Origin of the sequence: Streptomyces sp. NBC_01551, assembly GCF_026339935.1 — a bacterium.
GTDB lineage: Bacteria > Actinomycetota > Actinomycetes > Streptomycetales > Streptomycetaceae > Streptomyces.
Map to the genome: position 1 here is coordinate 5,629,515 of NZ_JAPEPX010000001.1, position 20,038 is coordinate 5,649,552.

16 protein-coding genes are annotated in these 20,038 nt (G+C 72.9%); 9 read left to right on the forward strand and 7 right to left on the reverse strand.

The genetic code is table 11. The features are described from left to right. Nucleotides 1-37: 37 nt before the first annotated feature. Both OG982_RS25405 and OG982_RS25410 read right to left on the reverse strand, forming a co-directional pair. On the reverse strand, nt 38-631 hold the full coding sequence (locus OG982_RS25405; RefSeq protein WP_266782835.1) for a 1,4-alpha-glucan branching protein: 594 nt from the start codon (nt 629-631) through the stop codon (nt 38-40). 58 nt (nt 632-689) lie between these two features. Then, entirely contained in the window at nt 690-1,415 is a 726-nt protein-coding gene (locus tag OG982_RS25410; protein WP_266782833.1) for a MerR family transcriptional regulator, read from the reverse strand. Between the two features lie 109 nt (nt 1,416-1,524). On the opposite strand from OG982_RS25410, the gene OG982_RS25415 reads away from it, so the two are divergent. Beyond that, nucleotides 1,525-3,357 (forward strand): long-chain fatty acid--CoA ligase, encoded by a 1,833-nt coding sequence (locus OG982_RS25415; protein WP_266782831.1) that lies wholly within the window; start codon nt 1,525-1,527, stop codon nt 3,355-3,357. A gap of 77 nt (nt 3,358-3,434) precedes the next feature. Further along, entirely contained in the window at nt 3,435-5,099 is a 1,665-nt protein-coding gene (locus tag OG982_RS25420) for a bifunctional aspartate transaminase/aspartate 4-decarboxylase (RefSeq protein ID WP_266782829.1), read from the forward strand. A 39-nt stretch (nt 5,100-5,138) separates the two neighbouring features. Here OG982_RS25420 and sph read toward each other — a convergent pair whose 3' ends face one another. Next, complete coding sequence (sph, locus tag OG982_RS25425) at nt 5,139-6,131, reverse strand: sphingomyelin phosphodiesterase (protein WP_266782827.1); 993 nt, start codon at nt 6,129-6,131, stop codon at nt 5,139-5,141. Between the two features lie 152 nt (nt 6,132-6,283). On the opposite strand from sph, the gene OG982_RS25430 reads away from it, so the two are divergent. Continuing rightward, nucleotides 6,284-7,177: an oxygenase MpaB family protein gene (locus OG982_RS25430; protein ID WP_266782825.1), complete on the forward strand. Its 894-nt coding sequence runs from the start codon at nt 6,284-6,286 to the stop codon at nt 7,175-7,177. A gap of 42 nt (nt 7,178-7,219) precedes the next feature. Here OG982_RS25430 and OG982_RS25435 read toward each other — a convergent pair whose 3' ends face one another. Then, the gene (locus OG982_RS25435; RefSeq protein WP_266782823.1) at nt 7,220-8,722 is read right to left on the reverse strand and encodes a M1 family metallopeptidase; all 1,503 of its coding nucleotides are present in this window, start codon (nt 8,720-8,722) and stop codon (nt 7,220-7,222) included. A 204-nt stretch (nt 8,723-8,926) separates the two neighbouring features. Next, nucleotides 8,927-10,048, reverse strand: a complete 1,122-nt coding sequence (locus OG982_RS25440; RefSeq protein ID WP_266782821.1) for a hypothetical protein — start codon at nt 10,046-10,048, stop codon at nt 8,927-8,929. Between the two features lie 196 nt (nt 10,049-10,244). On the opposite strand from OG982_RS25440, the gene OG982_RS25445 reads away from it, so the two are divergent. From OG982_RS25445 to OG982_RS25460, 4 genes are all read left to right on the forward strand, one after another. Then, nucleotides 10,245-12,743 (forward strand): Tex family protein, encoded by a 2,499-nt coding sequence (locus tag OG982_RS25445; RefSeq protein WP_323139282.1) that lies wholly within the window; start codon nt 10,245-10,247, stop codon nt 12,741-12,743. Nucleotides 12,744-13,216: 473 nt separating this feature from the next. Further along, on the forward strand, nt 13,217-13,675 hold the full coding sequence (locus OG982_RS25450; RefSeq protein ID WP_266782819.1) for an ImmA/IrrE family metallo-endopeptidase: 459 nt from the start codon (nt 13,217-13,219) through the stop codon (nt 13,673-13,675). Next, complete coding sequence (locus OG982_RS25455; protein ID WP_266782817.1) at nt 13,665-14,846, forward strand: MAB_1171c family putative transporter; 1,182 nt, start codon at nt 13,665-13,667, stop codon at nt 14,844-14,846. The genes OG982_RS25450 and OG982_RS25455 overlap by 11 nt, the downstream gene beginning before the upstream one ends. A gap of 120 nt (nt 14,847-14,966) precedes the next feature. Beyond that, nucleotides 14,967-15,752, forward strand: coding sequence for an SDR family oxidoreductase (locus tag OG982_RS25460; protein ID WP_266782815.1), 786 nt, complete (start codon nt 14,967-14,969; stop codon nt 15,750-15,752). Here the strand turns inward: OG982_RS25460 and OG982_RS25465 are convergent. Beyond that, entirely contained in the window at nt 15,739-17,376 is a 1,638-nt protein-coding gene (locus tag OG982_RS25465; RefSeq protein WP_266782813.1) for an ABC-F family ATP-binding cassette domain-containing protein, read from the reverse strand. The two genes, OG982_RS25460 and OG982_RS25465, sit on opposite strands and share 14 nt — an antisense overlap. A 125-nt stretch (nt 17,377-17,501) precedes the next feature. On the opposite strand from OG982_RS25465, the gene OG982_RS25470 reads away from it, so the two are divergent. Beyond that, nucleotides 17,502-18,506: a GlxA family transcriptional regulator gene (locus OG982_RS25470; protein ID WP_266782811.1), complete on the forward strand. Its 1,005-nt coding sequence runs from the start codon at nt 17,502-17,504 to the stop codon at nt 18,504-18,506. A 29-nt stretch (nt 18,507-18,535) separates the two neighbouring features. Beyond that, the gene (locus OG982_RS25475) at nt 18,536-19,162 is read left to right on the forward strand and encodes a DJ-1/PfpI family protein (protein ID WP_266782809.1); all 627 of its coding nucleotides are present in this window, start codon (nt 18,536-18,538) and stop codon (nt 19,160-19,162) included. Here OG982_RS25475 and OG982_RS25480 read toward each other — a convergent pair. Continuing rightward, entirely contained in the window at nt 19,149-19,967 is an 819-nt protein-coding gene (locus tag OG982_RS25480; protein ID WP_266782807.1) for an enoyl-CoA hydratase/isomerase family protein, read from the reverse strand. The two genes, OG982_RS25475 and OG982_RS25480, sit on opposite strands and share 14 nt — an antisense overlap. Nucleotides 19,968-20,038: the final 71 nt, after the last annotated feature.

Sequence of the window (20,038 nt, forward strand, 5' to 3'; positions counted from 1 at the left end):
GGCGGGTCCTGCCCCCGGGACCGTTCGGCGTGGCGGGTCAGCGCGCGGCGAGGGACGCGAACACGCCCCGGTGCGCGGTCCCGTCGGGGCCGGTCCAGCCCGCGGTGACCTCGCCGAGGGGCTTGGCCGCGGGGGCCGACGCATCCCCGAGCACGCGCGTCACGGTGAGCGCGGGGGCGTCCTCGGCGTCCGCCGGCTCCGGTCCCTCGTACCGCGCGGTGACGGAGGGGTCCGGGGTGTCGCTCAGGCTCTGCGCCTGCGGCTCGGCGCGGCCCCGGAACAGCGCCAGCAACTGCGCGGTCAGCACCGGGTCGTGCGGCCCGTCGTACACCCAGCGGCGTCCGAGGACGCCGTGCTCGGTGGTGCCGACGAGGGCGGCCTCGGCGCCGGCCAGCGGAGCGCCGCGGTAGGTGAGCGGCACGTGGTACGCGGTCGGCTCCTCGCCCGAGGTGTCGGTGACCACCATGAACTCGATGCCCACCTCGCCCTCGGGGTCGTCGAGGCGGAATCCGCCCGCGCGGGCCAGGGCCGGCGGCCGCCCGGTGGGCAGGTACCAGGGCTGGGCCGGCAGCCAGGCGGCAAGGAGCTCCAGCTTGCCGGGGCTCATCGTGGTCTTGTGGATGATCGACATGGCGGCGAACCTACCTGCTGGGTCGGCCCGTTGGGTGGCCGGGTGGGGCCGCGCGAGGTCACCCCTCCGGGGCGAACGCCGCCTTCAGTTCTTCCTTCAGCGACCGCTGGAAGGCGGTGACCAGGGCTTGAACCACCATCGGCTGCATGTGCGCGGACAGCGCCTTCATCGACTCCACCCGCTCCGGATCGCTTTCGCCCTGCGTGAACGGCCCCCACACCTCGTCGCGGAACAGCGCCGTCAGCTGGTGCGCGGCGGTCCGCGCGTGCTCCAGCAGCACCTTGCGCGCCACCAGGATCGTCTCGTGCGCGATAGGCACGTCGAGCAGCGCGACCCCCAGCCGCAGCAGGCCCACGTCCACCCGGAAGCCCTCCGCGCTCGGCGTCAGCACGTTCATCGCCGTCAGCCGCCGGATGTCGGCCTCCGTCAGGGCCCGCCCGGCGCGCTTCTCCAGCTCCTCCCGCGAGGACTCCAGCGCCGAATCCGGCGCCCACGTCGCCACCAGCGCCCGGTGGATCGCCAGGTCGTGCGCGCTCAGGTCGTCCGGCAGCGCGTCCAGGTACCGCTCGATGGCCGACAGGGTCATGCCCTGGTGCTGCAACTCCTCGATGAGGGCCAGCCGGGACAGGTGCTCCGGGCCGTAGTGGCCCACCCGACGAGGGCCGATCACGGGAGGGGGCAAAAGCCCGCGCGTGCTGTAGAACCGTACGGTGCGGACGGTCACGCCCGCCCGGGAGGCCAGCTCGTCGACGGTGAGCGTCGGCTCGGGTGCCTGGGTGGTCATGGTCTCCGCCTCGCTCTCTGATCAGCGCGTCTACGCACGTTCCGTTCCTGCACTGCGGTTCAACAGTATTGCTGTCGCACCAACGATGTGAAACGGCCAGGAGCTGCCCATGCCCACGAATCTGCGACTGCCCGGACAACCCGACGAGCTCACCCTCCCCGCCCTGCTGGCCCGCAACGCCGCCGAGTACGGGGACCTCCCCGCCCTCTCGTGGCGCGAGGGCGACGGCTGGTCCACCCTCAGCTGGGCCGAGGCCCGCCGCAAGGTCGCCGTCCTCGCCTCCGGCTACGCCGCCCTCGGCGTCGAGCGCGGCGAACACGTCCTGATGATGATGGGCAACCGGCCCGAGCACTGGCTCAGCGACCTCGCCCTCGTCCACCTCGGCGCCGTCCCCGTCACCGTGTACGGGACCTCCGCGCCCGAGCAGATCGCGCACATCGCCCGCCACAGCCGGGCCCGCGTCGCGATCGTTGAGGGCGCCCGCGAACTGGCCCGGTGGGAGCCGCTGCTGGCCGACGGCACGGTCGCCCTGGAGCGCCTCGTCGTGGCCGAGGCCGCCGAGGCGGGCCCGCACCGGACGTACGGCTCCCTGCACGCGAGCGGCGCCCGCACGCACCGCCCCGACGCGTTCGAGAAGTCCTGGCAGGAGTCCCGCCCCGAGGACCCGCTGACGGTCGTCTACACCTCGGGGACCACCGGGGACCCCAAGGGCGTCCGGCTGACCCACCGCAACATCATGCTCCAGTCCGTCCGCCTCGACCGGCGGGTGGACCTGCCCGAGCACGCCGAGCACATCTGCTACCTGCCGTTCGCGCACATCGCCGAGCGGATCCTCGGCATCTACCTCCCGCTGCTGCGGGCCGCGCACGTCCGGCTGGTCGCCGACCCCACCGCCGTCGCGGGCGCGGTCCGCGAGCTTCACCCCGTGCAGTTCTTCGGGGTGCCCCGGGTCTGGGAGAAGCTCGCCGCGGGCGTACGGGCCGTCCTGGCGCGGCTTCCCGAGGCGCAGCGGCAGGCCATCGAGGCCGCCAACGACCTCGCCCGCGCCTGGGCCGCCCACCGGGAGCGCGGGGAGGCGGTCCCGGCCGCGCTGGAGTCCTCGTACGCCCGGGCGAAGGAGCAGGTGCTCGACCCGCTGCTGGGCCTGGCGGGGCTGGACCGGCTGGCCTGGACCGCCAGCGCCACCGCGCCGATGCCGATCGACGTGGTCCGCTTCTGGGCGGGCTGGGGCATCACCATCATGGACGCGTGGGGGCTCACCGAGACCTCCGGCGTGTGCACGGTCAACAGCCCCGACGGCTTCCGGCTGGGCTCGGTCGGTCGCCCCATCGAGGGGCTGGAGCTGCGCCTCGCCGAGGACGGGGAGATCCTGACGCGCGGCGCGACCGTGTTCGGCGGCTACCTGCTGCCCGACGGCTCGGTGGAGAGCGCGGCCGACGCCGAGGGCTGGTTCCCGACCGGGGACATCGGCCGGCTCGACGAGGACGGCTTCCTCTGGCTGACCGACCGCAAGAAGGAACTGATCATCACCTCGAACGGCAAGAACGTCTCGCCGGCGCTGGTGGAGAACACGGTCAAGGAGCACCCGCTGATCGGCCAGGCCCTGGTGCACGGCGACGGCCGCTCGTACCTGGTCGCCCTGCTGGTCCTGGACCCGGAGCTGGCTCCGGCCTGGGCGGCCGCCCGCGGCATCGAGGCCGCCACGCCCGCCGAGCTCGCCGCGCACCCGGACGTCCGCGAGGAGGTCGCCCGCGCCGTCGAGGCGGCCAACGCCCGCCTCAACCGCACCGAGCAGATCAAGCGGTACCGGCTGCTCACCGAGGAGTGGGGCCCCGAGTCCGGGGAACTGACCCCGTCGCTGAAGCTGCGCCGCCGGGTGGTCCGGGAGAAGTACGGGGCGCTGATCGACGCCCTGTACGAGCAGGCGCCGCCCGCGCGCTGACCCGGATGGCCCCGTCCGGTGAGCGCCCGGCCGCTCACCGGACCAGGGTGGGGTCATGCCGCGCAAAGACGTCAGCCGTGCCTGAGACCAGCTTCAGCCGTGCGCAGATCCGGGCGCTCGCCCGGCTCGGCCCGTTCGAGCTGAAGGACACCTTCATCCGGCTCGCGCAGGAGGCCCAGGCGGGGGAGCCGGGCCAGAAGGAGACCACCGCCCGCGCGATGCTGAACGCCGGCCGGGGCAACCCGAACTGGATCGCGACCGGCCCGCGGGAGGCCTTCCACGCGCTCGGCTACTTCGCGCTCGACGAGTCCCGGCGGGTGTGGACCGCGGACAACCTCGGCGGAATGCCCGAGAAGCGGGGCATCGGGGAGCGCTTCGAGTCGTGGGTGCGCCGCCACCCGCAGCTGCCGGGGGTCGAACTGCTCGCCGCGTGCGTCGGGTACGCCCTGGCGCGGTGGGCGTTCGACAAGGACGCGTTCGTCCACGAGCTGGCCGACGGCGTCATCGGCGACAACTACCCGGTGCCGGACCGGATGCTGACGCACGCCGAGCACATCGTGCGCGGCTACCTGGGGTTCGAGATGTTCGGCACGCGGCCGCCGAAGGGCGACATGTCGCTGTTCGCCACCGAGGGCGGCACCGCCGCCATCTGCTACGTCTTCGACTCCCTGATGAAGAACGGGGTCCTCCGCAAGGGCGACAGGATCGCGCTGATGACCCCGGTGTTCGCCCCGTACGTGGAGATCCCCGAGCTCGACACCTTCGCCTTCGAGGTCGTCGAGGTCCGCGCGAGCCCCTCCGCCGAGACCGGGGTACGGCAGTGGCACTACCCGCCGGAGGAAGTCGCCAAGCTGGCCGACCCCGCCGTCCGGCTCGTCTGCGTGGTCAACCCGGGCAACCCGCCGTCGCTGGCGCTGGACGAGCGGGTGGCGGAGCAGATCAAGGACATCGTCGCCGGCCCCAACCCCGGCCTGCTGATCGTCACCGACGACGTGTACGGCACCTTCGTGCCCGCCTTCCACTCGCTCGCCGCCGACCTCCCCCGCAACACCCTGCTCGTGTACTCGTACTCCAAGCACTACGGGTGCACGGGCTGGCGGCTCGGTGTCATCGGCCTGCACGACGACAACGTCATCGACGAGACGATCGGGAACCTGCCGCAGGAGGAGAAGGACCGCCTGGCCCGGCGCTACCGCACGCTCAGCCTGGAGCCGGACAAACTCCGCTTCATCGACCGGCTGGTCGCCGACTCGCGCTCGGTGGCCCTGGGGCACACGGCCGGCCTCTCGCCGCCGCAGCAGACGATGATGGTGCTCTTCTCGCTCTTCGACCTGCTGGAGGAGGGCCAGGCGTACAAGGAACGCGTCCGGGAGATCGTCCGGCGGCGCCTCGGGCTGCTGATGGAGGGCGCCCGGATGAAGATCGCCGACGACGACCGGCGGGCCGGGTACTACGTCGAACTCGATCTGCTCGCGGAAGCCGAACGGGTCCACGGCAAGGCGTTCGCGGACTTCCTGGAGAGCACCTACGAGCCGCTGGACCCGCTGTTGCGGCTCGCCGCCCAGACCTCGGTGGTCCTGCTGCCGGGCGGCGGCTTCGACGGACCGCAATGGTCGGTCCGGATCTCCCTGGCCAACCTCGACGACATGGACTACCTCAAGATCGGCCACCACCTGCGCGAGGTCTTCCGGGAGTACGCGGCCGAATGGACCCGCGCGCGGTCCCCGGGACGCCCCGCCTGAGGGCGGGGACGTCCGAGGGCGCGCACGGGACGGCCCGGGTCAGCGGCCGATCAGCGGGTAGTGGTCGGAGAGGTTCGTGTACGTGTAGGAGGTGCCCCAGCTGGAGACGGTCCAGGGCGCCGACTGCTCCTTCACCACGTTGTTCTCCCAGCCCGCCGGACGGGCGTTGCCCTTGCGGTACAGGACGTAGTCCAGGTCCTCGCGCGGGTCCGTCGGGTAGCGGTAGTTCGCGATCGAGTTCAGCGCGGTGTCGAAGGAGTACGGGTGGCCCGTACGGGTGTCGGCGCCGGCCAGGTCCGCGTTCGCCAGCATGGAGCCGTACTCCGCCGTGCGGGAGTCGACGTTCATGTCGCCCGCGACGATGACCTGCTCGTTCGCCGGGATGTTCTTGCCGTCGAGGAACGCGTCGATCTGCTTGAACTGGAGCGCCCGCATCTCGGCGGCCTCGCCGGCGCCGCAGCCCGGGTCGGTGGACTGCGCGTGCGTGCCGACCACGTGGACCTTCGTGCCGTTCACGTTCAGCACGGCGTACGCGAAGCCCTTGTTGGACCACCAGTCCGCGCCGCACGCGTCCTTGTAGACCACCTGCTCCTTGCGGACGATGGGCCACTTGCTCAGGATCGTGACGCCGCCGTCCTCCGGGGTGGTGGAGGAGTACGAGCCGCCCGTGGCGTCCCAGCCGCTCTTGCTGCGGCCCACGACCGGGGTCTGGTACGGGTACTGCGCGGCCGAGTTGGCCTTCAGAGCGTCCGAGGCGCCGTTGTCGAAGGCCTCCTGGAGCACGACGACGTCGTGGCCCTGGTAGAAGGAGGCCTTGGGGATCTCCGACGCGCGGTGGTCCTGGCCCCAGTTCGGGTACAGGTTCTTGCTCATCAGGAAGACGTTGTACGACAGGACGCTGAGCCGCGGGGTCGCGGCGGCGCTCTCGGCGGCCGTGGCCGCCGGCGCGGTGGTGGCGGCCAGCGCGCCGACGGCGAGGGCCGCGACGGCCGTGGCGGCGGCCCGGTGGCGGCGGTGCGTGGTGAGCGGCATGAGGTCTCCATCGTTCGCTGCGTGGGGGAGATCGACTCCGTCATCCAAGCAGCCGCGGTTACCTCTGGGTAACACCTGTGACAAGACTTTCTGTCGGGAGTGCGGACGTCTGGCACGGCATGCCACCGGCGCGCCCTCGCATACTGGATGGCATGAGGAAGACACAGGTCCCCGCACCCGCGGAGGCGGCCGCGCGCCGCCCCGACCCCGAGCCGCCCGCCCCCGGCGGGGTGCTCTGGACCATCTCCGGGGACATCCGGGCCCTGCTGATGCTGCCCGCCGCCTTCACCATGCAGGTCGCGCACCCCGCCATCGCCGCCGGAGTCGACGAGTACTCCGTCTTCCGCACCGACCCCTGGGGCCGCGGCGAGCGCTCGCTGCGCTCCGTCCAGCTCTGGGTGTACGGCGGGGAGCGCGCCGCCGAGGAGGGCCGCCGGGTGCGCCGGCTCCACAAGGAGATCCAGGGCACCGACACCCGGGGGCGCCGCTACCACTCCCTCGACCCGGCCTGCTACTCCTGGGTGCACGCCACCGGATTTCCCGTCTACCTGTACGCGGGGCGGTACCTGCTGCGCCCGTTCACCCCGGCGCAGGAACGGCAGCTCTACCGCGAGTGGCTCCAGGTCGGGCGGATCCTCGGCCTCCACGACCGGGACATGCCGCAGACCATCGAGGAGTACTGGCCCTACTACCGGCGGATGCTGGCCGAGGAGATCGAGCCGACCCGGGTCGCCCGCGAACTGGTCGCCACCGATGTGCCGCTGCCCCGGCCCGAGGGCGGGTCCTTCGCCGTGCGGCTGCTGCTGCGGGTGGCGTGGCCGGCGCTGCGGGTGCTGTTCCTGCGCTTCCGGGCCTTCGTCACCGTCGGGTACATGCCGCCCGACGCGCGCGCCGCCGTCGGGCTGGAGTGGAGCCCGGCCCAGGAGCGCAAGCTGCGGCGCTTCAGCGCGGCCGTACGGATCCTCGTACCGCTGCTGCCCGAGCGGCTGCGGTACCTGCCCATCGCCCGCGAGGCGCGGGCCCGGTGGCGCGCCGCCGCCCGCTGAGGGGCGACGGCGCGCGGGGCCTCGTACCGCGGCCGCCTTCGGTCAGTGCTCGTGGACCGAGTCCGTCGCCGCGATCTTCTTCCAGGACTTCGGCTCCACCGGCTGGGCTGCCTTGAGGGAGCGGGCGCCCTTGGACGGGGCGGCGGCCGGCGGGGCGAAGGCGGGCTTGCCCGGGGTGTAGAGCCAGGTCTCGAACAGCTGCGCCAGCGGCTTGCCCGAGATCTTCTCCGCGTACCGGACGAAGTCGCCGACCTTGGCGTTGCCGTACGCGCGCTCCGTCGGCCAGCCCTTGAGGATCCGGAAGAACTTCTCGTCGCCGACCTCGTTCCGCAGCGCCTGGATCGCGATCGCGCCGCGGTCGTAGACGGCTCCGTGGAACTGGTTGTCCGGACCCGGGTCGCCCGGCTTGACCTGCCAGAACGGGTCCTCGGCCGGACGCAGCCCGTAGGCCCAGTCGGCGAGTTCCTGCGCCGTGCCCTCGCCCTCCTTCTCCGACCACAGCCACTGGCTGTAGCGGGCGAAGCCCTCGTTGATCCAGACGTCCTTCCAGCCCTCGACGGAGACGCTGTCCCCGTACCACTGGTGGGCCAGCTCGTGCACGACCACCGAGACGTTCGAGCCGCTCTGGAACTGGCGCGGGCTGTAGAACGGCCGCGTCTGGGTCTCCAGCGCGAAGCCGGTCGGCACGTTCGGGACGTACCCGCCCAGCGCGTTGAAGGGGTACGGCCCGTAGACGCCCTCCAGCCACTCGGCGATCTCGCCCGTCCGCTCGACGCTCGCGCGCGCCGCGCCCGCGTTCTCGCCGAGGTCCGTGCTGTACGCGTTGAGGATCGGCAGCCCGCTCGCCGTCTTGTCGGTGGTGATGTCGAACTTCCCGATGGCCAGGGTGGCGAGGTAGGTGGCCTGCGGCTTGTTCGAGCGCCAGTTGTAGCGGGTCCAGCCGAGCCGGGAGCTCTGGGACTGGAGCACGCCGTTGCTGATGGCCTGCGTACCGTCCGGGACGTTGACGGAGACGTCGAAGGTGGCCTTGTCGAGCGGGTGGTCGTTGCTCGGGAACCACCAGGCGGCCGACTCCGGCTCCTGCGCCGCCACACCGCCGTCCGGGGTGCGCTGCCAGGCGCTGAAGCCGTCGACCTTGAACTCCGAGGGCTTGCCCGCGTACTTGACGACGACGCTCGCCTGCTTGTCCTTCTTCAGCGGCGACGCGGGGGTCACCTCCAGCTCGTGGTCGCCGGAGGTGGCGAACTTCGCCTTCACCCCGTTGACCCGGATCTCGCTGACCCGCAGGCCGAAGTCGAGGTTGAAGCGGGACAGGTCCTGCTTGGCGGTGGCGAGGAGGGTGGCGGTGCCCTCCAGCAGGTCCGTCTTCGGCTGGTACTGCAGGCGCAGGTCGTAGTGCGACACGTCGTATCCGCCGTTGCCGCTGGCCGGGTAATAGGGATCGCCGATACCCGGGGCACCCGGCACGGAACTCGCCGCCGATGCCGGGATCACCAGCAGGAGGGAAGCGGCGAGCACGCTCGGGGCGATGACTTTGCGGTGCACGAAGAGCTCCAAGGGGTAGGGGAGACAGTTGCGTTCGGGCGCTGGTCGTCCGACCGTATTCACGCCCGATCCCCGCGTCATGTCCATGGGGCCCCCTGTCACACGATCGCCATTCGGCCGTCACAGCACGGTGGGCGAACGCGACGCGGCCGGCCCGCGCGGTGGTGCCGCGGGCCGGCCGGTGGATCCGTCGGAGGGGAGTGCCTAGCCGGCGGCCGGCCCCTCGGGCCGCGGCTGCGGGGCCGCGGGGGTGGTGGCGCCGGGCGCGGGGACCGTGACCTCGGCGAGGATCGCCTCGGCCAGGCCCTCGCGCCGGATCCGCTGGTCCACGTACAGCAGCCCGGAGGCCAGCTGGGTGAACACGATCTGGAACATCTGGCCGGCGACACTGCCGATGATCATGAGGAAGACCGCGAACAGCAGGCCGGCGATCAGGCCCGCGGGGAAGCCGCTCTCCTCGGACGCCCCCGCGGTGGCGGGGACCATCGCGAACGTGCCGATGAACTGGAACGGCATCTGGATCGCCCAGGCGACCGCGCCCCCGATCACCCCGGCGAGCAGGGTGATGCCGAAGATCCGCCACCAGGCCCCCCGGACCAGCGCGGCCGAGCGGCGCAGCGCGGTGACCGGGCTCGCGTCCTCCATGACCGCGGCGGCCGGGGCCAGTGCGAGACGGGTGTTGAGCCAGACGGTCAGCGGCACCGTGACCAGCAGGAGCACCGGCAGCAGGCCGAGGAACAGGGGCACGTTGTCCTCGGAGTCCACGGCGGCGATCAGCAGCGGCACGCACACCGCGAGGGCGGCGAACACCGGGGCTCCGGCGATCAGTACCGTCAGGACCATCGCACCGGCCACCGCGGGCGTCCGCCGGAACGCGGCGCGCCACATCGGCCGGAACGCGGTGGGCTTGCCCATGACCGCCTCCCGGAGGACGGCCTGGCACAGCGAGGCGAAGACCGCCATGCCGAGCACGCCGATGACGCCGAGGACCACCAGCAGCGCGGCGCCCGCCACGACCACCGGCACGACGTCCTCGGCCGCCGGATCCTGGCCGTAGGGCGCGTCGAACACGGGCTCCAGGTGGCCGAACACCGTCGCCCCGGCGATCACCACGGCGAGGGCCATGGCCGGCAGCACGATGGCCTGAACGGCCAGCATCACGCCGACGAGCTGCTTCCAGTGGTTGCGAATGGTCCCGAATGCCCCGCTGAGGATCTCCCCGAGGTCCAGCGGCCGCAGCGGGATCACCCCGGGCTGCGGCGACTGCGGCGCCCAGGTCCCCCATTGCGGGGCTCCGGTGGTTCCCCACCCTGCGTTCTGCGTCATGCACGTGCTCCGTCGATCGTCCCCCGAATGGACGCACAACGTATCCCACCTCGTCAGGGACATGGCATGCGAGGTTCATCGGCGGGACCGCAGCGACGGGCCGGGCGCGGCCGGAGCCCCGGGTCCCGGCGTCCGTCGGCGGCACCTGCCACAATTGGCAGCCTTCCATGCAAACGAAGGCAGGCGGGACCGCACAGTGACGATGTCCATCGAAGGCAGGATCGCCGAGGAGCTCGGCGTACGGGAGCGGCAGGTCAAGGCGGCCGTCGAGCTGCTCGACGGCGGTTCCACCGTGCCGTTCATCGCGCGCTACCGCAAGGAAGCGACCGAGATGCTCGACGACGCCCAGCTGCGCACCCTGGAGGAGCGGCTGCGGTACCTGCGCGAGCTGGAGGACCGGCGCGCGGCGATCCTCGACTCCGTCCGCGAGCAGGGCAAGCTCGACGCCGAGCTGGAGGCCCGCATCAACGCGGCCGACACCAAGGCCCGGCTGGAGGACATCTACCTCCCGTTCAAGCCCAAGCGCCGCACCAAGGCGCAGATCGCCCGCGAGGCCGGCCTGGAGCCGCTCGCCGAGGGCCTGCTGGCCGACCCGTCGGTGGAACCGGCCGCCGCCGCGGCCGCGTTCGTCGACGCAGACAAGGGCGTCGCCGACCCGGCCGCCGCGCTGGAGGGCGCCCGCGCCATCCTCACCGAGCGGTTCGCCGAGGACGCCGACCTGATCGGCGAACTCCGCGAGCGCATGTGGGGCCGCGGCCGGCTCGCCGCGAAGGTCCGCGAAGGCAAGGAGGAGGCGGGCGCCAAGTTCGCCGACTACTTCGACTTCGCCGAACCCTTCACCGCCCTGCCCTCGCACCGCGTGCTCGCGATGCTGCGCGGCGAGAAGGAGGACGTCCTCGACCTCAACCTGGAGCCCGAGGAACCGAGCGAGATCCCCGGCCCCTCCACGTACGAGGGCATGATCGCCCGCCGCTTCGGCGTCGCGGCTCCCTCGGAACACAGCCGCCCCGGTGACAAGTGGCTCGGCGACACCGTCCGCTGGGCCTGGCGCACGAAGATCCAGGTGCACCTCGGTATCGACCTGCGGATGCGGCTGCGGCAGGCCGCCGAGGACGAGGCGGTCCGGGTCTTCGCCGCCAACCTGCGCGACCTGCTGCTCGCGGCCCCCGCCGGGACCCGCGCCACGCTCGGCCTCGACCCGGGCTTCCGTACCGGCGTGAAGGTCGCCGTCGTGGACGCCACCGGCAAGGTCGTCGCCACCGACGTGATCTACCCGCACGTGCCCGCGAACAAGTGGGACGAGTCCCTCGCCAAGCTGGCGCGCCTCGCCAAGGAGCACGCGGTCGAGCTGATCGCCATCGGCAACGGCACCGCCTCCCGCGAGACCGACAAGCTCGCGGGCGACCTCATCACGCGCCACCCCGAGCTGAAGCTCACCAAGGTGATGGTGTCCGAGGCCGGCGCCTCCGTGTACTCCGCCTCCGCGTTCGCCTCGCAGGAACTCCCGGACATGGACGTGTCGCTGCGCGGCGCCGTCTCGATCGCCCGCCGGCTCCAGGACCCGCTCGCCGAGCTGGTCAAGATCGACCCGAAGTCGATCGGCGTCGGCCAGTACCAGCACGACCTGTCCGAGGTGAAGCTGTCGCGCTCGCTCGACGCCGTGGTCGAGGACTGTGTGAACGGCGTCGGCGTGGACGTCAACACCGCCTCCGCGCCGCTGCTGTCGCGGGTGTCGGGGATCAGCGGCGGGCTCGCCGAGAACATCGTCGCGCACCGCGACGCCAACGGCCCGTTCCGCAGCCGCAAGGGCCTCAAGGACGTGGCCCGGCTCGGCCCGAAGGCGTACGAGCAGTGCGCGGGCTTCCTCCGGATCCGCGGCGGGGACGACCCGCTGGACTTCTCCAGCGTGCACCCCGAGGCCTACCCGGTGGTCCGGGGCATGGCCAAGACGGCGGGCAGCGAGGTGGCGGCCCTGATCGGCAACAGCGGCGTACTGCGCTCGCTGCGGCCCGAGCAGTTCGTCACCGAGGCCTTCGGCCTGCCGACGGTCACCGACATCCTGCGCGAGCTGGAGAAGCCGGGCCGCGACCCGCGTCCCGCGTTCAAGACGGCCACCTTCAAGGAGGGCGTCGAGAAGATCGGCGACCTGGCCCCCGGGATGATCCTGGAGGGTGTGGTCACCAACGTGGCCGCCTTCGGCGCCTTCATCGACATCGGCGTCCACCAGGACGGCCTGGCGCACGTGTCGGCGCTGTCGAAGACCTTCGTCAAGGACCCGCGGGACGTGGTCAAGCCGGGCGACATCGTCCGTGTGAAGGTCATGGACGTCGACATTCCGCGCAAGCGGATCTCGCTGACCCTGCGGCTGGAGGACGAGGCCGGGGCGGACCGTTCCGCCGGGGCCCCGAAGCAGCGCGAGGAGCGGCGCGGCGGCGGTGGCCGTCCCCCGCAGCAGCGCGGTACGGGCGGTGGCGGCGGCCGCGAGGGCGGCCAGGGCCGGGGCCAGGGCGAGGGTCAGAACCGGGGTCAGAACCGGGGGCAGGGCCAGAACGCGGGCCAGCGCCAGGGTGGTCAGGGTGGTCAGGGCGGTCAGCGCCAGGGCGGTGGCGCCCCGGCACCGGCCAACAGCGCGATGGCCGACGCCCTGCGCCGGGCCGGCCTCACCGGCGGCTCCGAGGAGCGCCGCAAGCGCTGACGGCGGCGGCGCGGGTCTTCGCGGTCCATGCGGTGCAAGCGGTCTTCGCGGTGCACGCGGTCTTCGCGACCGGTGCGGTGGGCGCCCGTTGCGCCCGTTGCGCGCGGGCGGTGGCGTGAGACGGTGGCGTGAGACGGTGGCGTGAGACGGTGGCCGGAGGCGCCCCTTCGGGGGCGGTCCTTCGGCCACCGCCGCGATGGAGACGTCGTGGAGAGATGGCCGAATAGGCGTGCCGCGGGGGGACATTCCTTGCCAACCCCCGTACAAGATCTGTAGGCATGGTGGAACACCCGTTCGTCGCCCGGCGGACGGGCTTGCCGTTTCCCCCCTCCAGGACCGCACTCCCCGAGGCCGCCTTGAAGGCACAGGTCACCATGCCCATGCCCCCGCACGCCTACCGACGCTGCCCGAGAAAGGGTCCGAAGAGGGATCACATGTCCCACCGGCAACTCAACCTGCGTAAACGCTGCGAGATGATTCTCAGCCATCTGGATCTGACTCATCCGTTTTGCCTCGACGGCCTCTGCGAGCGCATAGCCGAACAGCGCGGCCGCCCGATCCGGCTCCACCCGCTCCCCAAGGAGGCGGCCGAGTCCGGCGTCTGCGGACTGTGGGTCGGCACCGACAGCGTGGACTACGTCTTCTACGAGGCGCAGACCACCCCGCTGCACCGGGAGCACATCGTGCTCCACGAGCTGGGCCACATCCTCTTCGGCCACCACTCGCTGGAGGGCGAGGACACCGACGGCGTCCCCACCGTCCTCGGCCGGACCAACTACACCACCCGCCAGGAGCAGGAGGCGGAGATGCTGGCCAGCATGATCCGCATCCGCACCTCGGGCAGCGGACTCCTCCCCTCCGCCGCCCGCGGCACCCTGGCCCGGCTGGAGTCCGCCATGGGCTACGAGCGGGGGCCGCGCGATGGCAGCTGACCTCACCGCCTTCGGCAACTGGCTCGCCGTCCCCAGCGTCGTCTGCCTCTGGATCGCGGTCCTGCTGCGCGCCCCGGGCGCCCTGCGCTCCCCGCAGCAGCGCGGACTGTGGCTCGCCGTCGCCACCGCCGCCGCCGCGATGACCCTGAACCTGCCCGACGTCGTCGCGTACGCGATGCGGCAGGACCCCGACTACGCGCACTCCATCGGCCTGACCCGCAACCTCATCGGCGTGCTCTCCGCCGGCGCCGTGCTCTACTTCGTCGCCGCCGCCGCCGGCGGCCGCCGCCTCCAACTCGCCGCCTGGGTCGGCACGCTGGCCTGGCTGATCACCCTGGTCGCGCTGGACGAGGCCGCGCCCGCCCACGGCACGCACACCATGCCGCCCGTCGGCGACCCGGTGCCCTCGCTCGCGTACTGGCTTGTCCTGATCTCCGCGCACCTGGCCGCCAACACCATCTGCGTGTTCGTCTGCTGGCGCTACAGCGGCCGCGCCGAGAGCCGCGGACTGGCCCTCGGGCTGCGGCTGTTCGGCCTCGGCACCGCGCTGGCGGGCCTGTTCTGGTTCGCGTACCTGCTCAAGGCCCTCTTCGACAGCACCTGGGCGATGCCCGCGCTGCCGCTGATGATGAACCTGCACGGCCTGCTGCGCGCCGCCGCGATCCTGGTCCCGACCCTGTTCACCCTGCGGCGCGGCGCCGTCGACTTCGCCACCGCGTGGCGGCTGTGGCCGCTGTGGCGCGACCTGGTCCAGGTCGTCCCGCACGTCGCCCTCAACAAGCCCCGGGCCGGGCGGCTCCTGGAGCTGCTGTGGCCGCCGGTGCCGCGCGACATGCTCGTGTACCGCAAGGTGATCGAGACCCGCGACGCGATCCTGATCCTGGGGGAGTACGTCGCCCCGGGCGTGCCGGAGCTCGCGCGCAGCCATGTCGCCGGGACGGGGATCCCCGAGCAGCGGCGGACGGCGGCCGCGCTGGCCTGCGTACTGAAGGAGGCGCGGCAGGCGAAACTCGCCGGGCAGCCGCAGCAGGCGGGGGAGGCGGTCGCGCTGGAGCTGCCCGCCGCGATCCAGACGCCGGGGGCCGGCGGAGACCTGGCGGACGAGGCCCGGTTCCTGGTGGACGTGGCCGAGGCCTACGGCTCGCCCGCGACCACGACGTTCACCCCGTGAGGGTCCGGCGGATCCGAACCACCGGAAGCACCCCAACCGGCCGAAGCACCTGAACCACCCGAACCACCTGAAGCACCCGAACCACCCGAACCACCCGAACCACCTGGAAGTGACGTTCCCTTGACCACCGTTCTGATCACCGGGGCCAGCGCCGGCCTCGGCGCCGCCTTCGCCCGGGGCTTCGCGGCCAAGGGCTGCGACCTCGTCCTCGTCGCCCGCGACAAGGACCGCCTCGACGCCCTCGCCGCCGCGCTCGGCCGGGAGTTCGGGGTGGCCGTCGAGGTGCTGCCCGCCGACTTGCTGGACCCGGTGCGCTGCGCCGCCGTCGCCGAGCGGCTCGCGGACACCGGCCGGCCCGTCGACGTGCTGCTGAACAACGCGGGGTTCGGGCTGCCCGCCCCCTTCCCGTACAGCCCCGTCGAGGACGAGGAGCGGATGCTCGACCTGCTCGTGAAGGTCCCGCTGAAGCTCACCCACGCGATCCTGCCGGGCCTGCGCGAGCGCCGCCGCGGCGCCGTGCTGAACGTGTCCTCGGTCGCCGGACTGCTCCCGACCGGGACGTACGGGGCCGCCAAGGCCTGGATCACCGCCTTCAGCGAATCGCTGCGGGTGGACATGGAGCCGTACGGGGTCCGGGTCCTGGCGGTGGTACCCGGCTTCACGCGCACCGAGTTCCAGGAGCGCGCCGGGATGGACGTCAGCGCCCTGCGCGACACGGTGTGGCTGGAGCCGGAGGCGGTGGTCGCCCAGGCCCTGAAGGACCTGGGCCGGCGCCGGCCGGTCAGCATCACCGGCTGGCGCTACAAGGCGTACGCGACCGCCGTCCGCCACCTCCCGCGCACGTTCGTGGCGCGGAAGATGGCCCGCGACCGGCGGCCGCCGGCGGGCTTGCCTACAGCTCGGTGACCTTGCCGTCCGCGACCTCCAGGCGGCGGGTCACGTGGACGGCGTCCAGCATCCGGCGGTCGTGGGTGACCAGCAGCAAGGTCCCCTCGTACGCCTCCAGGGCGGACTCCAGCTGCTCGATCGCCGGGAGGTCGAGGTGGTTGGTGGGCTCGTCCAGCACCAGCAGGTTCACCCCGCGGCCCTGGAGCAGCGCCAGGGCGGCGCGGGTGCGCTCGCCCGGGGAGAGGGTGCCGGCCGGGCGCAGCACGTGCGCCGCCTTGAGGCCGAACTTGGCGAGCAGGGTGCGGACCTCGGCGGGCTCGGTGTCCGGGACGGCCGCGCAGAACGCCTCCAGCAGCGGCTCGTCGCCGAGGAACAGCCCGCGGGCCTGGTCCACCTCGCCGACCAGCACACCGGAGCCGAGCGTGGCCGCGCCGGAGTCCGGGGCCAGCCGGCCGAGCAGGACGGCGAGCAGCGTGGACTTGCCGGCGCCGTTGGCCCCGGTGATCGCGACGCGGTCCGCCCAGTCGATCTGGAGGCTGGCCGGGCCGAAGTGGAAGTCGCCGCGCTCGACGGTGGCCTCGCGCAGCGTCGCGACCACGGACCCGGAGCGGGGGGCGGAGGCGATCTCCATCCGCAGCTCCCACTCCTTGCGGGGCTCGTCGACGACTTCGAGGCGCTCGATCGCGCGCTGCGTCTGGCGGGCCTTGGAGGCCTGCTTCTCGCTCGCCTCGCTGCGGAACTTCTTGCCGATCTTGTCGTTGTCGGTGGCCTTGCGGCGGGCGTTCTTGACGCCCTTGTCCATCCAGCCGCGCTGCATCGCGGCCCGGCCCTCCAGCGCGGAACGCTTGTCGGCGTACTCGTCGTACTCCTCGCGGGCGTGGTTGCGGGCCCGCTCGCGCTCCTCCAGGTACGCGTCGTAGCCGCCGCCGTAGAGGTTGATCTGCTGCTGTGCCAGGTCGAGTTCGAGGACCTTGGTGACGGTGCGGGTGAGGAACTCGCGGTCGTGGCTGATCACGACGGTGCCGGCGCGCAGCCCCTTGACGAACTGCTCCAGCCGCTCCAGGCCGTCGAGGTCGAGGTCGTTGGTCGGCTCGTCGAGCAGGAACACGTCGTACCGGGACAGCAGCAGCGAGGCGAGGCCGGCGCGGGCAGCCTGGCCGCCGGAAAGGGCGGCCATCGGGAGGTCCAGGCCGACGGCGAGCCCGAGGTCGTCGGCAACCTCCTGGGCGCGCTCGTCGAGGTCGGCGCCGCCGAGGTTCAGCCAGCGGTCGAGGGCCTCCGCGTACGCATCGTCCGCGCCGGGGGTGCCGTCGACGAGGCCCTGGGTGGCGGCGTCCAGCTCCGCCTGCGCGGCGGCGACGCCGGTACGGCGGGCCAGGAACTCCCGCACGGACTCGCCGGGCCGCCGCTCGGGCTCCTGCGGCAGGTGCCCGACGGCCGCTCCGGGCGGGGAGAGGCGCAGCTCGCCGGTCTCGGGGGTGTCCAGCCCGGCGAGCAGGCGCAGCAGCGTGGACTTCCCGGCGCCGTTGACGCCGACGAGGCCGATGACGTCGCCGGGGGCGACGACGAGGTCGAGATCGGCGAAGAGCGTGCGCTCACCGTGCGCGGCGGTGAGGTTCTTGGCGACGAGGGTTGCAGTCATGATCTGCCGATCCTATCCGCGAGTCCTTGATCCCCTCACCGGCCGCCGCAGGGCCGCCGCCGATGGCCGGATTGGTGGGATGGCCGTCATTGCGGCCACCGCGCCCGGCGGCGGAGCATGAGGTCATGTCGACGCGAAACGTGCTCGTCGTCCTCTACGACGGGGTGCAGAGCCTGGACGTCACCGGCCCGGTGGAGGTGTTCGCCGCCATCGCCCACTTCCCCGGCCGGACCGGCTACCGGATCCGGACCGTCTCCCTCGGCGCCGCTCCCGTCCGCACCCACAGCGGCCTCACCCTGGTCCCCGACGGGGACCTGGAGAGCGCCCGCCCCGGCCCGGGCACCACGCTGCTGGTGCCCGGCGGGCAGTACCGGGCCGACTTCGAGCCCCGGCTCACCGACTGGCTGCGGGCGCACGGGGGCGGCGCGGAGCGGGTGGTCGCCGTGTGCACCGGCGGACTCCTGCTCGCCGAGGCCGGGCTGCTCGACGGCCGCCGGGCCACCACCCACTGGAACGCGTGCGCCCAGATGGCGCGGGACTACCCGGCCGTCACCGTCGAGCCGGACCCGATCTACGTACGGGACGGCAGGGTCGCGACCTCGGCCGGGGTCACCGCCGGGATCGACCTCGCGCTCGCGCTGGTGGAGGAGGACCACGGGCGGGACGTAGCGCTGCTGATCGCCCGGCACCTGGTGGTGTTCCTGCGCCGGCCGGGCAACCAGGCCCAGTTCAGCGCGCAGCTGGCGGCGCAGACGGCCCGCCGGGAGCCGCTGCGCGACGTCCAGCAGTGGATCACGGAGCACCCCGGCGGGGACCTCAGCGTGGAGGCGCTGGCCGCTCGGGCCAGGCTGTCGCCGCGGCACTTCGCGCGGGCGTTCCAGGCGGAGACGGGGGTGACGCCGGGGCGGTACGTCGAGCGGGTGCGGGTGGAGCACGCGAGACGGCTCCTGGAGGACAGCGCGGACGGCGTCACCCAGATCGCCCGCACCTGCGGCTACGGCACCCCGGAGGCGATGCGGCGCGCCTTCGTGAAGACCCTCGGCCAGTCCCCGGCGGAATACCGCCGCCGCTTCGGCCCACCCCACCGACCCCACCCACCGCAGTCACCCGCACCCCAAGCCCGTCCATGACCCCGCATCCAGCACTTCGGAGGACAGACATGCAGATCGCCGTACTGCTCTACGACCGCTTCACCGCCCTCGACGCCATCGGGCCGTACGACACCCTCGGCCGGTTGCCCGGTGCCGAGACCGTGTTCGTCGCCGAGCGGCCGGGAGCGGTGCGCAACGACTCCGGCTCGCTCGCGCTCGTCGCCGACAAGGGGCTGCACGAGGTGACGCGGCCCGACATCGTCATCGTGCCCGGCGGGCCCACGCCGGAGGTGGAGATGGGGAACCCGGCCGTCCTCGACTGGCTGCGGGCCGTCGACGCCACCACCACCTGGACCACGTCCGTCTGCACCGGCTCGCTGCTGCTCGCCGCCGCCGGGCTGCTCGACGGCCGCCGCGCCGCCTCGCACTGGATGTTCCTCGACCGGCTCCCCGCCTTCGGCGCCGAGCCGACCGGGGAGCGGACGGTGTTCGACGGCAAGTACGTCACCGCCGCCGGCGTGTCCGCCGGGATCGACATGGGGCTCGCGCTGCTCGGCCGGATCGCCGGCGACGAGGTCGCGCAGACCGTGCAACTGATGACCGAGTACGACCCCCGGCCGCCCTACGACGCCGGCTCGCCGGACAAGGCCCCGGCCGGGCTCGTCGCCAGGCTGCGCGAGGTCAGCCCGCTGTAGCCCCGGCCGAGGTTTCCGCCGCGGGGCCCGCCGCAGGGCCCGCCGAGGTTTCCGCCGCAGGGCCCGGCACCGTCCACGTGAACGACGGCGTACGCCGTTCCAGGAACGCGGCGACACCCTCCGCGGTGTCGCCGCTCCCGGCGGCCTGCGCCGTCCAGTGGGCGTCCCGGTCGGTGCGGCCGTCCGCGAACTCCTTCGCCGCCGCCTGCGTCAGCTGCGAGCGGGAGGCCAGGACCCGGGAGAAGTCCGCCACCCGCTTGACCAGTTGGCCGGCCGGCAGCAGCTCGTTCAGGAACCCGGCCCGCAGCGCGTGCTCCGCGTCGATCAACTCCGCCGAGAACAGCAGGTACTTGGCCACCGCCGGCCCGACCAGCCCGGCCAGCCGCCGCGTGGAGGAGGCCGGATAGACGATCCCGAGGCGCGCCGGGGTCACCCCGAAGGACGCCCCCTCCTCCGCGAACCGCAGGTCGCACGCCGCCGCCAGCTGGCTGCCGCCGCCCACGCAGAACCCCCGGATCGCGGCGATCGTGGGCTTCGGGAAGGCGGCCAGGGCCTCCTCCGCGGCCACCGCCAGCGCCTGCGGGTCCTCGTCCCCGGCCAGCGAGGAGATGTCCGCCCCCGCGCAGAACGTGGGGCCGGCCCCGGTCAGCACGAGCACCCGTACGGCCGGATCGGCGGCGAGCCCCGGCAGCAGTTCCGGGAGCGCGCGCCACATCGCCGCCGTCATGGCGTTCCGCTTGGCGGGGTGGGAGATGACGACGGTGGCGACCCCGTCGGCCACCGTGTGGAGGAGGGCTGCGTCCATGCGCCGGATGCTATCCCGCGCGGTGAAACCTATGATCAAGGGAGTCGGGCCAGGGGGCGCGGGGGGTGCTG